This is a genomic window from Sphingorhabdus sp., from assembly GCF_041737645.1.
Taxonomy (GTDB): domain Bacteria; phylum Pseudomonadota; class Alphaproteobacteria; order Sphingomonadales; family Sphingomonadaceae; genus Sphingorhabdus_B.
This window is the reverse complement of the sequence record NZ_JBGSRI010000022.1, coordinates 40961-55000: the sequence shown is the minus strand read 5'-3', so window position 1 is coordinate 55000 and position 14040 is coordinate 40961. Positions and strand designations below refer to the sequence as shown.

The 14040-nt window shown below is 55.2% G+C and carries 10 protein-coding genes, 1 tRNA gene and 1 pseudogene; 6 read left to right on the top strand and 6 right to left on the bottom strand.

Annotated elements, in window-relative coordinates; all coding sequences use genetic code 11:
- Positions 1 to 859: pseudogene (locus tag ACEW72_RS03260) on the bottom strand (ATP-dependent DNA helicase RecG); the annotation flags it as partial.
- A 59-nt stretch (positions 860 to 918) separates the two neighbouring features.
- On the opposite strand from ACEW72_RS03260, the gene ACEW72_RS03255 reads away from it, so the two are divergent.
- The gene (locus ACEW72_RS03255; protein WP_373474947.1) at positions 919 to 1206 is read left to right on the top strand and encodes a succinate dehydrogenase assembly factor 2; all 288 of its coding nucleotides are present in this window, start codon (positions 919 to 921) and stop codon (positions 1204 to 1206) included.
- On the top strand, positions 1203 to 4688 hold the full coding sequence (gene mfd / locus ACEW72_RS03250) for a transcription-repair coupling factor (RefSeq protein ID WP_373474946.1): 3486 nt from the start codon (positions 1203 to 1205) through the stop codon (positions 4686 to 4688). The genes ACEW72_RS03255 and mfd overlap by 4 nt, the downstream gene beginning before the upstream one ends.
- Positions 4689 to 4917: 229 nt before the next feature.
- On the opposite strand, the gene ACEW72_RS03245 is transcribed toward mfd, so the two are convergent.
- Positions 4918 to 6159, bottom strand: a complete 1242-nt coding sequence (locus ACEW72_RS03245; protein WP_373474945.1) for an EAL domain-containing protein — start codon at positions 6157 to 6159, stop codon at positions 4918 to 4920.
- A gap of 120 nt (positions 6160 to 6279) precedes the next feature.
- Here ACEW72_RS03245 and moaA point away from each other — a divergent pair, with 120 nt between their 5' ends.
- From moaA to ACEW72_RS03230, 3 genes are all read left to right on the top strand, one after another.
- Positions 6280 to 7275 (top strand): GTP 3',8-cyclase MoaA, encoded by a 996-nt coding sequence (gene moaA / locus ACEW72_RS03240; protein ID WP_373474944.1) that lies wholly within the window; start codon positions 6280 to 6282, stop codon positions 7273 to 7275.
- A complete protein-coding gene (locus ACEW72_RS03235; protein WP_373474943.1) occupies positions 7272 to 8048 on the top strand; it encodes an NAD kinase in 777 nt (258 codons plus the stop codon). The genes moaA and ACEW72_RS03235 overlap by 4 nt, the downstream gene beginning before the upstream one ends.
- Positions 8049 to 8121: 73 nt before the next feature.
- Positions 8122 to 8196 (top strand) — tRNA-Asn (locus ACEW72_RS03230).
- 7 nt (positions 8197 to 8203) lie between these two features.
- Here ACEW72_RS03230 and ACEW72_RS03225 read toward each other — a convergent pair.
- From ACEW72_RS03225 to ACEW72_RS03215, 3 genes are all read right to left on the bottom strand, one after another.
- A complete protein-coding gene (locus ACEW72_RS03225) occupies positions 8204 to 8950 on the bottom strand; it encodes a sulfite exporter TauE/SafE family protein (RefSeq protein ID WP_373474942.1) in 747 nt (248 codons plus the stop codon).
- Positions 8951 to 9074: 124 nt separating this feature from the next.
- Complete coding sequence (secA, locus tag ACEW72_RS03220) at positions 9075 to 11801, bottom strand: preprotein translocase subunit SecA (RefSeq protein WP_373474941.1); 2727 nt, start codon at positions 11799 to 11801, stop codon at positions 9075 to 9077.
- Between the two features lie 98 nt (positions 11802 to 11899).
- Positions 11900 to 12175, bottom strand: coding sequence for a hypothetical protein (locus ACEW72_RS03215; protein WP_373474940.1), 276 nt, complete (start codon positions 12173 to 12175; stop codon positions 11900 to 11902).
- A 211-nt stretch (positions 12176 to 12386) separates the two neighbouring features.
- On the opposite strand from ACEW72_RS03215, the gene argJ reads away from it, so the two are divergent.
- Positions 12387 to 13610: a bifunctional glutamate N-acetyltransferase/amino-acid acetyltransferase ArgJ gene (argJ, locus tag ACEW72_RS03210; protein WP_373474939.1), complete on the top strand. Its 1224-nt coding sequence runs from the start codon at positions 12387 to 12389 to the stop codon at positions 13608 to 13610.
- 55 nt (positions 13611 to 13665) lie between these two features.
- Here the strand turns inward: argJ and trxA are convergent, their stop codons facing one another.
- Positions 13666 to 13986: a thioredoxin gene (gene trxA, locus ACEW72_RS03205; protein WP_373474938.1), complete on the bottom strand. Its 321-nt coding sequence runs from the start codon at positions 13984 to 13986 to the stop codon at positions 13666 to 13668.
- Positions 13987 to 14040: the final 54 nt, after the last annotated feature.

The following is a 14040-nucleotide window of genomic DNA, read 5'->3' as shown; positions in this document are numbered from 1 at the left end:
CATCGCCCTGCAACAAGCGCAGCATCGGGCGCGACTGGGCAATATCGCCCTCAAGCTCCGCAAGCACCCGCAGTTGTGCGCCGGTCAGGGCAAAGGGCAGTTGCAGCCGGTCGACGAGTTGCCCCGTGCCCGCAATCGGCACCGCCTTGCGCTGGTCCATCGCGGCGCGCACCAACCGCATGGCAAGCTGGTTGGAAAACAGCTCGTCATAAGCCAACCGGTCGCGGTTTGCCTGATCGTCCTTGTGGTGCACCTGATTGAGCGCGGCGTGCCACCCCGCCCAATTGCGCGCCGTCAGCAAGCTGGGTTCGATCCATTCGGACAGGTCCGGCAAATGCTCGAGTGCAGCGGTGGCCAGTTGCCCCATCCGATTGTTCGTCAATCCTTCCGACAACGGGTAGACCGGTTCGGCCAGCCCCGGCGCGCCTGCCTCGCCGACCGCAACGATATGGTCGGGATGCACCATCTGCAATTCGTCGCCATAACGGTCGAGCTTGCCCGAAATGATCCGCGCCTCCCCCACCGGCAACTGCTTGCGCGCCCATCCGCCGTTGCGGCCGAAAAAGGTCAATGTAATATAATTTCCATCCGCATCGGCGGCATAGATGCGTAAAGGTGCCCGCGCGCTGCCGCTGCTGCGGTGGTCCATAACGGTAACCGAAAGGATGATATTGCTGCCGACATCCGCCACATCGAGCCGGTGTACGGCCTTTCGATAGGTCCAGCTCGCCGGAAAATGATACAGGACATCCTTGATCCTGACCAATCCCAGTCTCTCAAGCGGCTTGGCCAGCCCCGGCCCGACGCCTTTCATCGCGCGCACTTCTGCAAATAACGGATTGAGAATATCTGGACGCATGACTAGGGCGCTTATAACCGGAAATTCTGCCTAAACCACAAGCTTAAAGGATGCGCCCGATGGACGCCGACCCCTATCTTCGCAAACTACACTTTCGCGCGCACCATCGCGGCACGCGGGAGGCGGACGCCATGGTCGGCGGATTTTTCGACCAGTATCACACCCAATGGAGTGAAGCCGACTTCGCCTGGTTTGAAATGCTGCTGGAAGAGCAGGATGTCGACATCATGGCTTGGGCGCTCAAAACCGCGCAGCCCGACCCTGCCTTGGCAGGGCCCATGATGGACCAGTTGCAACGGCTGGATTTCATCACGTTGCCGGAAGGGCTGAACACGGCGGGAAAATGACCGACCTGCAACGTATCATTCACAGCCCGGCAGGGCTGACTTTGTCGTCGGTGCCGTCGGGCTTCGCGCCCCTGTTGCTCGCCGATCTGACGCGCGCGGCCAAGGCGCGCACCTTGTATATAGCGCCCGACGATTCTGCGATGCGCGCCATTGCCGATGCGGTGCCCTTCTTCGCGCCCGAAATTGAGATAATGCAGCTCCCTGCATGGGATTGCCTTCCCTATGACCGCGCCTCGCCTTCGGTCGCGGTTACATCGCAGCGGATGTCGACCCTGCAGGCTTTGCAGCAACCGACATCCAAAAAGCAGCTTGTGCTAACCACCATCGGCGCGGTCATCCAGAAATATGTCACGCCCTTTCGCATCCGCCAAACGGGCGAGAGGCTCACCGCAGGGCGTGAGATAAGCCGCGAGCGGCTAGCATCACTTCTACAATCCAACGGCTATTTCCGCGTCGATACCGTGGCCGAGGCCGGCGAATTTGCCATTCGTGGCAGCATCGTCGACCTGTTTCCCGCAGGCAGCGAATTTGGCCTGCGCCTCGATTTCTTCGGCGACGAAATCGAGAGCATCCGCCGCTTCAATCCCCAGGATCAGCGCAGCATCGACCGGGTCGAGCATTTCGACATCCTTCCTGCGGTCGAGGCGTTGATGGACGAAGAAGCAATCAAGCGGTTCCGCGTCGGATATCGCGACCGCTTCGGCGTCACCGCCACCGGCGATCCGCTCTATCAGGCCGTATCCGAAGGTCGTCGCCTTTCGGGAATGGATCATTGGTTGCCCCTGTTCGAAGAACGCATGGCAACCATTTTTGACCATGTCGGCGCGGACGCGCTTGTTATCCGGGATGCTGGCGCCATTGCCGCGGGACAGTCACGGCTGGATGCGATTGCCGATTATTACAACAACCGCGTCAAGGCCCAGGTCGCCGAACCCGGCAGTTACCGTCCCTTGCCACCTGAAATGCTCTATCTTTCGGGGGATGAGGTGGAACAGCTGCTGGTCAACAACGCGGCGCATCTTCTCACCCCGTTCGCGCAACCGGATTCGAACAAGACCATCGATTTCGCCATCGCTGCGGCGCGCGATTTTGCGCCCGAACGCACGCAAAAGGCGAATGTGTATGAAGCCGTCGCCGGTCATCTGAAGGCCTTGCTGAAATCCGGCAGCCGGCCGATCATCGCCAGCTATTCCAACGGCGCGCGCGAACGGCTGAAGGGCTTGTTAAAAGATCATGGCGCCCCGTCCCTAGCGGATGCCGATGGCTGGCAAGCGGCACTGGGGCTCGCTGCCCCGGTCGGCGGACGCGGAACCGTTGCGATGGTTGTTCTACCCATCGACCACGGCTTTACCTCAGCCGATATCGCGCTGATAAGCGAGCAGGACATGCTGGGCGACCGGCTGGTACGCCGCCACAAAAAGCGCAAATCGGCCGACGCGTTCCTGGCCGAACTGGCCGCACTTAGCCCCGGCGATCTGGTAATGCATCAAGATCACGGCATTGGCCGTTATGAAGGGCTTATTTCCATCCCCGTAGGCAACAGCCCGCATGACTGCGTAGCGTTAAGCTACTCGGGCGGTGACAAGCTCTATGTTCCGGTTGAAAATATCGATGTCCTGTCGCGTTATGGGTCGGATAGCGAGAATGTAAGCCTCGACAAATTAGGCGGCGAAGCGTGGCAGCGGCGCAAATCGAAGCTGAAAGAACGCATTCGCGCCATCGCGCACGAACTGCTGAAAACCGCTGCCGAACGCGCCCTGCGACCCGGCGCGGTCATTGAGGTCGACGATCAGGCCTATGCGAGCTTCGTCGACCGTTTCCCCTATGAGGAAACCGAAGACCAGTTGCGGGTTATCGAAGAAGTGCTGGAAGACCTGTCGGCGGGCAAGCCCATGGACCGGCTTGTGTGCGGCGACGTGGGCTTCGGCAAGACAGAGGTCGCGATGCGCGCCGCCTTTGCCGTTGCGATGGCCGGGTATCAAGTCGCGGTCATTGCCCCCACGACCTTGCTGGCGCGGCAGCATTATACCAATTTTCTCGACCGTTTCCGTGACCTTCCACTGAAACTCGGACGTTTGTCGCGGCTGGTACCCGCAGGCGAAGCCACCGCAACACGCGAAGGATTGGCAGATGGCACCGTCGATATCGTTATCGGCACCCATGCTGTACTTGCAAAGTCGCTGAAATTCAGGCGGCTCGGCCTTGTTATCGTGGATGAGGAACAACGCTTTGGCGTCAACCACAAAGAACAGCTGAAGGCGCTCAAAACCGACGTCCATATGTTGACCCTGACCGCGACCCCCATTCCCCGCACGTTGCAGATGGCCATGTCGGGCCTGCGCGATTTGTCGGTAATCCAGACCCCGCCGGTCGACCGGCTAGCCGTGCGTACCTATGTCATGCCATGGGATCCGGTCGTGTTGCGTGAGGCTTTGCTGCGCGAACATTATCGCGGCGGCCAAAGCTTTTTCGTTGTTCCGCGCATTGCGGATTTGACCGAGATGGAGGAATTTCTTCGCACCGAAGTGCCTGAAATCAAACATGTGACCGCGCACGGCCAGATGTCGGCAACGCAAGTCGAAGAACGGATGAGCGCCTTTTACGAAAAGCGGTACGATGTGTTGCTGTCCACCACCATCGTGGAAAGCGGTCTCGACATTCCGAGCGCGAACACGTTGATTATCCACCGGGCCGACCGCTTTGGCCTTGCCCAGCTCTATCAGTTACGCGGACGTGTTGGCAGGTCCAAGATACGGGCCTATGCCTATATGACGCATGAGGCGAACCGTGTGTTGACCGAAACGGCGGAAAAACGCCTGAAGGTTCTGGGCGACCTCGACAGCCTCGGTGCCGGGTTCCAGCTTGCCAGCCATGATCTCGATATTCGTGGCGCGGGCAATCTGGTCGGCGATGAACAGTCTGGACATATCAAGGAAGTCGGGTTCGAACTGTACCAATCGATGCTGGAGGATGCGATTCTGGAAGCGCGGGCGGATTCGCAAGGGCTCGCCAAGCCACGGGGCAGCTTCTCGCCGCAGATCACCATTGATGCACCGATCCTGATCCCCGACGATTATGTCCCCGATCTGTCCGTCCGCATGGCGCTGTACCGTCGCTTGAACGAATTGGAAGAAGGACAGGACGTCGAAGGCTTTGCCGCCGAAATCACTGACCGTTTCGGGACTATCCCGGAACCGACCCAAAATCTGCTCAAGCTTATCCAGATCAAGCAAAATGCGCTTGTCGCACAAGTATCCAAGATCGAGGTGGGCGCGCGCGGAACGCTGGTCAGCTTCCACGAAGATACTCCACCCAATGTCCCCGGCCTGCTCGCTTATGTGGCCAAACTGGGCGAAACCGCAAAGCTGCGCCCCGACAGCAAGCTGGTCATCAACCGCGTCTGGGGCGACCCGACCTCGCGCTTGAACGGATGTTTGCAACTGTCGAAGGGCTTGGCCAATCTGGCGCGTAAGGTTGGGTGATGGGGGTTGGGGACAGTCTGACCAAGCACCCACCCTCTCCCCTTCAGGGGAGAGGTACGGAGCCTTATTGCTTTAGCAATTAGGCGGAGTGGAGAGGGGGAGTTCGCGAACGCACTTCACCGTCGCTCCCCTCTCCGCTGCGACTAGGCGGCAAGCCGCCAAGTCTCGCACCTCTCCCCTTTAGGGGAGAGGGAACGTAATTAGGGACCGTCTCTTTAGGCCACTCCCCTCAATTCGCCCTCAACGCAAAACGCTCGAACTCCGCCGGTGCCAGCGGCGGTGAGCGTAAAAAGCCTTGGAAATAATCGCAGCCTTCGGCCTGCAGCATCTCCAGCTCTTCCGCTTTCTCCACACCTTCAGCAATAATCGCCAAACCGAGCGCTTTCGCCATCGCAATGATGGCGCGCATAATAATCCGGTCTTTGCCGGTGCCCACTATATCCGGCGTCATGCCCTTGTCGATTTTGAGATAATCGAGCGGCAACGACTTCAGATAGGCAAGGCTGGAATAACCCGTCCCGAAATCATCCACCGCGATCCTCATTCCCTTTGCACGCAACAACTCAAGCTGGCCGGCCGTCCGCTCCAGATCGCGGATCAGGCTTTCTTCTGTAAGTTCTAGCGTCAACCGGTCGGGTGCGAACCCGGCTTGCGCCAGAATTTCCAGCAAATGGACACCATAATATTCGGTCAATTCCTCCGCGCCCAGATTGACCGCAAGGCGTAAATCGTCCAGCGCAGCGGGCCATGCGGCGGCGATATTGATCGCCTTTTCCTGAATCAGGTGCGACAGTTCCTCGCGTAAATCGCACCGGTCCGCTGAGGCGAACAGGTCGCCCGCGCTGATCTCCCCCAATTGTGGATCGTTCAGCCGGGCAAGGGCTTCGGCCCCCACCAAATGACCGGTCGACACCTCGAATTGCGGTTGCAGCAATATCACGATCTCGCGCGCCGCCAGGGCAGAACGCAGTGCGATATCTACCTGCTCCACGGCCGGATTGAACGGGGGCTGGGCTTCGGCAACGACATAGCGCCTGCCCTTGCGGCCATAGGCTTTCGCCAGCGCATCGGCGGCACGGGCAGCCATATTCTGGCGGCTTTCGGTTGGCCGCGACAGGGCGATCCCCAACCGCGCATTGATGTGCAGGGGCGCGGCGCCTTCGCCAAGATCGACCGAGACCATTTCCAGCAATTTTTGCGCGGCGAGCTCAAGCTGTTTTCCGCCCCTATTGCCGTCCACCACCAGCATGAATTCACGCCCCGGCATCTTCGCCATCAAACGGATAGGCGATAGCTGTTGCTCGGCAAAGCTCCGGATTTGCTGGCCCACACGCCGGATAACCGCGTCACCCACGGCACGGCCTAAACGGTCATTGATCTGCTTCAAATCCTTGATGCCAAGCAACAGCAAGGTCACCGGCTCATAGGATGCTTCGCCAAGCCATTCGCGCACATGGCGTGCCCGGCGCATGGTCAATATTTTACTGGATGTATCGCGCAAGTGCAGCATTATGCCGCTTTAGCGCGAATATGTTTAGCAACTCTTGCGATTTTTGCATTTCGGCTTTGTAAGCCGCAAATTTCTGCTTACATGGCCAGCATGATTGACGGACACGGGCGCCACATCGATTATCTCCGCATCTCGGTCACGGATCGGTGCAATTTCCGGTGCCATTATTGTATGCCGGAAAAGCAGAAGTTCCTGCCTCATGCCGATGTTCTGGATTATAGCGAAATCGCGCTTCTGGCGAACCGCTTTATCGCACACGGCATCCGGAAAATCCGCCTGACGGGCGGCGAACCGCTTGTGCGTCGCGATATTGATATACTTATCAATGAGTTAGGGACACACGTTCAGGCCGGCCGCCTCGACGAGCTGACCCTCACTACAAACGGCAGCCGGCTCAAGCAATTTGCCCCCATTTTAGCACGCTCAAGCTTCAGCCGAGTCAACATAAGCCTCGACAGCCTGAACCCCGACACGTTCAGGACCATCACAAGAGGAGGCGATTTAGCGCAGGTTTTGGACGGAATAAGCGCTGCAGCAGAACATGGCTTGCGCGTTAAAATCAACATGGTCGCGCTAAAAGATGAAAACCAGTCCGAAATTATCGCAATGGCCGAATTTTGCGCTGCCAATGGCTATGATCTATCGCTGATCGAAACGATGCCGTTGGGCGAAGGCGTGGCGGACCGGCACGATCGCTACATTCCAATGGAAGATTTTATCGCGCCGTTGCGGGACCGTTTCGAATTGGAACCGCTGGCACACCGCAGCTCTGGCCCTGCCCGCTATTGGAACGTCGCACCGCTGGGGCTCAGACTTGGCCTGATTACCCCAATGACCCACAATTTTTGCGACGACTGCAATCGCCTGCGCCTCACCACCGATGGCAAAATCTATATGTGCCTTGGCTCATCGATGCATGTCGATTTCCGCAAAGCTATGCGGGAAAATGGCATGGAAGCAGTCGACAAATTGTTGCAACAGGCTTTGCGCTTGAAACCGGCACGTCATGACTTTGAACGGCAAATGGCAGAACCTGACCAGCGCCTTTCCCGTCATATGAATGCGACCGGCGGATGACGGATTATTCACGTCTTGCAATTCTGTCGTCCGCTACCCCCGCCGCGCGCGAGGCGGAGCAGATTTTGAGCGAACAAATTGACTTTGTGCCGCTTGACGACGCCGAAGCGGTCATCATTTTGGGTGGCGATGGTCATTTGTTGCAGGTCCTGCACCAATTATACGAAAACCGACGTGACATTCCGGTTTATGGCATGAACCGGGGTACAATCGGGTTCTTGATGAATGTTTGGCAGCCTTCGGACCTGTTGAGCCGGCTGACCCGTGCGAAATCCTTTTCGGTCCGGCCGCTGGTCGCGACAATTACGACCGTCAGCGGCCAGAGCTTCACATTGCCAGCGATTAACGAAGTGTCGTTGCTGCGCGAAACACGCCAGGCGGCGAAGTTGGAGATTTCGGTGAATGGCCGGGCGGTGATACCCGAACTGATTTGCGACGGCATATTAGTGTCCACACCCGCCGGATCGACCGCCTATAATCTGTCGGCCAATGGCCCCATTTTACCTCTTGATTCCTCTCTGCTCGCGCTGACGCCAATCAGCCCGTTTCGGCCACGGCGTTGGAAAGGGGCAATATTGCCTGACCGCTATGTTATCAAATTGAAGATTTTGGAGGCCGGCAAACGTCCGGTCAGCGCCGTCGCCGACCAGCGGGAAATCCGCGACATTTCGCACGTCGAAGTTGCTCTTGACCGCAACCGCGCCCTTACGCTTTTGTTCGATCCCGAACATGCACTGGACGACCGGATTGCGATGGAACAATTTATTGTCTGAATTGGCAAAGGGTGCTTGCCAAAGTTTAAAAAGCGCTGCTATAGGCGCGCCTCTGCCTGAGAAATCGGGCTGCTCCCTGGTAGCTCAGTGGTAGAGCAGTTGACTGTTAATCAATTGGTCGGGGGTTCGAATCCCTCCCGGGGAGCCATTTTCACCTACATCAGGCCCCAGCCCTGCCACAGCAGACGCAGCGCGGCGTAGCCGACCAACAGCGCGGTGAGTGTCTTGAGCAGACGCGGTGTCATTATCTTCATACCCAACATACTGCCAATCTGGCCGCCAACAAAAACTGCGATCAGCAACGGCCAATATTGCCCCGCCGGTTCGGCCAGCGAATGGGGCCCGGCCTTGATAAGCTGCCCCGCCAGTCCTGTGACCGAGTTGATCAAGATATAAATAGAGGCAAAAGCGGCAATCCGGCGGGCGTTGGACCAGCGGATAAGATGCAACACCGGTGCCATAAAAATACCGCCGCCAATACCGGACAGCCCGGCCAACAAGCCAACGCTACCCGACAATAGCAGCAACACTCTTTTGGGGATCCGCTGGGGTGCCATCCGTTCGGGCTGCACGATGAGCGCCACCGCCGACAACAGCAACGCACTGCCCAAAATCATTAGGAACAGCCATTGTTTAAGCGGCACCAGACCGCCAACGAAGGCAAGTGGTGCCGATACAAGCAGCAACGGCATTATCTGCGGCCACTTTACTAGCCCAGCCCGAACAAAACGGACACTGCCCCCAGTAACAACGATAATGTTGCACAAAAGCGAGATAATCGGGATCAAGGCATAATCGACACCCCAAAGACCCAGCAGGGCAGTATAGGTCGAACCGCCGCCAAAGCCAACCGAGGCGTAAATCAACGCAACGATGGCGAATAACCCGGTTAGCCAAAACATTCCTGCCCTCCCTCAATCTTTGCCAGTCTATCCTGAACTATTTTCAAGATAGCGACGCAATCATATAATTCAGTCCCGACTATTCCTAGAAGCGGGATGATCAGGCAAGCTACCTTATCATTCCTCAAAAGGCGCCATGGCAATGCTTGTATTTCTTGTCCGATCCACAAGGGCACGGATCATTGCGACGAATATCGAGATTACCGGCGAAAGGATCATCGCCTTGCGGAGGCGTCGGACGAACCAGACGCGTCGTCACTAGTCCCGAAGTTCCACCATCCACATCTTCACTGTCATCTTCGCCCGTAAAGGGGTCGATATGGGTAGTCAGGAAGTCCGGAAGTTCGGGTAATTCCGGTGGCACCAAATCTTGTTCTGCTCTGAATTCATTAGTGGCAATCGTTTTGGTAACCCCTTCACGAATAGCGACGAGCATCCTTTCAAAAAGGCCGAATGCTTCCTGCTTATATTCATTGATCGGATTTTTCTGGGCATAAGCTCGCAGATATATCACCTGACGCAAGGCGTCGAGAGTTGAAAGATGTTCTTTCCAATGGTGGTCGAGTGTCTGTAATAAAATACTTTTTTCAACCTGGCGCCACACCGTTGAGTCCAAATCCACACCCTTGGCTTCAAATTTCGCAGCCGCCATTTCGGCAAGCCGGGATTCAATTATTTCAGGCTCAATCGCGTCTTCCTGGAGCCAACTGTCAATGTCGGGGGCAAGTCCAATGACGTCCGCGCATTTTTGTTTCAGGCCATCGATATCCCATTGCTCGGGATAAGTTCCCATGGGACAGTGATCGCCGACCAGCATATTTACGGTGTCGTTACGCATATCTTCGATAATATCATCTACCGCTTCGGCATCCATGATATCACTGCGCTGTTCATAAATGACCTTCCGCTGGTCGTTCATGACATTATCATATTCTACTAGTTGCTTGCGGATATCGTAATTGCGCGCTTCTACTTTTCGCTGCGCAGTTTCGATTGCTTTGGACAGCCATTTGCCGCCAATTGCTTCGCCATCTTCCAAACTCGAATTCATCATCCGCGAAAACAAGGTCTCAGATCCGAAAATCCGCAACAGGTCATCATCAAGCGACAGATAGAAACGTGAAAGACCTGGGTCCCCCTGTCGTCCGGAACGACCACGCAATTGGTTGTCAATCCGACGACTTTCGTGCCGTTCAGTCGCCAGGACGAATAGACCGCCGGCTTCGATGACTTTTGCTTTTTCAGCCGCGATTTCGGCTTTTAACGCTTCAACAGCCGCATCCCGTTCAGCCCCCTCGGGCTTGTCACGAAGTTCATCCTCAAGCCGAAATTCAAAATTTCCACCTAACTGTATATCCGTTCCACGACCCGCCATATTCGTCGCAATTGTAACGCTTCCCAGACGACCGGCCTGTGCGACGATATGCGCCTCGCTTTCATGGAAGCGCGCATTCAAAACGCTGTGCGTCACACCTTCTTTTTCAAGAAACTCGGATAACAACTCAGATTTCTCAATTGACACGGTGCCCACCAGAACAGGCTGCCCCCGATCATTGGCTTCCTTGATTGTCTTTGCAATCGCTCCAAATTTGTCTTGGGTATTCTTATAGAATTGGTCGTCTTCATCCACGCGCAGCACCGTTACATTGGTCGGAATTTCAACGACATTCAGCTTGTAAATTTCGTGAAACTCACCTGCTTCTGTTGCGGCAGTTCCCGTCATGCCTGACAATTTGGGATACATACGGAAATAATTCTGGAACGTAATCGTGGCCAAAGTCTGGTTTTCTGGCTCGATTTGTACACCCTCTTTTGCCTCAACGGCTTGGTGCAGACCATTGGACCAACGGCGTCCATCCATCATACGTCCGGTAAATTCGTCGATGATTATAACTTTGCCGTCTTTTACAATATAATCGGTATCGCGCTTGAACATGACATTGGCTTTGAGCGCCTGATCGAGATGATGCACAACCAATGTATTTTCATAATCGTAAAGATTGGACCCCGTCAGCAATCCCGCAGCCTCAAGCAATCGTTCCGCTTTTTCCGTGCCATCTTCGGTCAAAGTCAAATTGCGGCTTTTTTCGTCCTTTTCATAATCACCGTCATCAAGCTGCAAAACGACCGCATGAACCTGCATATAAAGTTCAGATTTATCATCCGTGGGTCCGGATATAATCAACGGTGTACGGGCTTCATCGACAAGGATCGAGTCCACCTCGTCAACGATGGCAAAATTAAACGGCCGCTGCACCATTTGGGCGCGTTCATACTTCATATTGTCGCGCAAATAGTCGAACCCGAGTTCATTGTTAGTTGCGTAAGTAATATCGCTATTATACGCGGCGCGACGTTCATGTTCAGTGACGCTTGGCACGACAACGCCAGTACTCAAGCCGAGAAACCCGTATATCCGCCCCATCCATTCTGCATCGCGCCGGGCAAGATAGTCATTCACGGTCACGACATGCACACCCTTGCCTTCAAGCGCATTGAGATAGCAAGCGAGTGTCTCGGTAAGTGTCTTTCCTTCACCTGTTCGCATTTCAGCGATTTCACCCCGGTGAAGTACGATCCCGCCAACCATTTGAACATCGAAATGCCGCATACCCATGACCCGCTGAGAAACCTCTCGCACAGTCGCAAATGCTTCCGGCAATATATCATCCAAAGTCTCGCCAGCAGCTAAACGATCCCGAAAAAGCTGCGTTTGCTGGGTCAGACGTTCATCCGTCATTGCGGATATTTCGTCCTCAAGTGCGTTTATTTTTTGCACGATCTTCATAATCGATTTGACGTAACGGTCGTTCGAAGATCCGAATATGGCTTTTGCTACTCCACCTAACATGGGTGTTTCCTTTGATATATCGATGTGTGGCTTCGCCTTTTGCAAACGGCGATAAAATGGATGGATTTTATGCGGGCGCGACAATGCGCCCGATCATTTTACTGACGTGATACGTCGTGCGCCGTAACCGGCGTCGGTACGATATGGGCATCGTCACTAAAGTAAAATATTAGAATGGGGCGTGAAACCAAATCCACATCGGCAGATTCATGATGCGACTTATGGCCAAACTCGACAAGAACAACCGACGCGGCAACTATTGCCGTCGGGGACACAGCGGAACCCAGTGCAGCAGGCGTTACCGTCACAGGACGCGACGCTTCTGCTGCGGAAAATCCGGTCAACATCGCCAAAAGGTAAATCAGCAAGCGCATAATGGGCCCTGTTTTGTGATATTGGCCATATAAGGATGCCACACGCTTAAGTCTATCCCGAAGGCTATTTTAACATTCGGGCGCATGTGCCGTCGTTTCGACATTTGTTTCACACGCAATTGCTGCTAGCGCGACAAGCCGTAAATGGGTGCACAATTCACTCTCTGAGGTGCTCTGACCATAGCCCGATTTGTAATGAAAGATTCTGGAATTGTCCGTAAAATCGCCTTTAGCCCGACCCTTCCCTCAATCTCCCTTAATTGAAGGCGCAACGGCGCGTGTTGCTCGCGCCGGGTACAAGGATTGGGGACGGTGCGACCTTACATTTGTCGAACTGTCCGAAGGTACAACGGTCGCAGGCGTGACGACGCAGAATATATGCTGCTCTTCGGAAGTTGAATTATGCCGCAACAATGTCAAAGGGGGCAAGGCGCGAGCTTTGGTGGTAAATGCTGGCAACAGTAACGCATTTACCGGTCGTCGCGGTCTTGAGGCGGTGGAAGCCATAACATCCAAAGTCGCCGCGCATTTGGGATGTGATACTGGCTCCATATTTGTCTCGTCTACTGGCGTGATCGGCGTTCCCTTGCCGAAAGACAAAGCTGAGGCTGGCCTGGACGCCGTATTCAATGCCGAACCCTGTTCCTGGGAAGATGCAACTAACACGATTGGAACAACCGATACTTTTGCAAAAGGCGCGACCGCCAGCGCAATCGTTAATGGCACAAAGGTAAATATAGTCGGAATAATAAAGGGTTCTGGCATGATCGCACCCGATATGGCCACTATGTTGGGATACATCTTTACTGATGCTGCGGTTGATGCAGCATTTCTTCAGCAAATATTGTCGGAATCGAATCAGAACAGCTTTAGCTGCATTACCGTCGATAGCGACACATCGACGAGCGACACAGTACTTGCCTTTGCGACGGGCAAAGCCGGGAACACGTTGCTCCGTTCATTCGCCGATGCCGGTTCAGACGCTTTTGCCTCTGCCTTTCAAGATGTCTGCTTGCAATTGGCCCATCTGGTTGTGCGCGATGGCGAAGGGGCGCAGAAGTTTATTGCTATAAACGTCACTGGCGCAGTGAATGACACAAGCGCGCGCCGCGTTGGTCTGGCCATTGCAAATTCGCCATTGGTCAAAACGGCAATTGCCGGTGAAGACGGCAATTGGGGACGCGTGGTTATGGCGGTTGGCAAGGCCGGTGAGCCTGCGGATCGCGACCTTTTATCCATTTCGTTTGGCGGGACCCAGGTCGCGAAATATGGTCTACCGGTCGATAACTATAACGAGACCCCAGTGGCACAACATCTCAAAGAGCAGGATATTGAAATCGGCGTTGATCTGGGCCTTGGTAATGGCCGGGCAACCGTGTGGACGTGCGACCTCACCCACGGTTATATCAGTATCAACGCCGACTATCGCAGCTAGGTTCTGACCCTAGATTGCGGGTATCGAGGTTGCCCCCGATATCTTGCATCATGCGTTAAAGGGCAGCTTCCAGCCAGCCCTTGATCTGGGCCTTTGGTGCAGCGCCGACTTTGGTGTCGACAACGTCGCCACCTTTGAACAGGATCATGGTCGGAATTCCACGCACGCCATATTTGGCGGGTGTGTCGGGGTGGTCGTCAATATTTAGCTTCACGATATCGACTTGCCCGCCCAATTCCTCGCTAATTTCTTCAAGGCTTGGGCCGATCATTTTGCAAGGACCGCACCATTCAGCCCAAAAATCGACCAGAACGGGGCGTTCGGATTGCAGCACCTGGACATTAAAATCAGTATCGGTGACGGATTTGGTGGCCATAATAATCTCCTTTGTTAGCCCCATATCTATGCCCTGCGGTCAATGCTGGCAAGG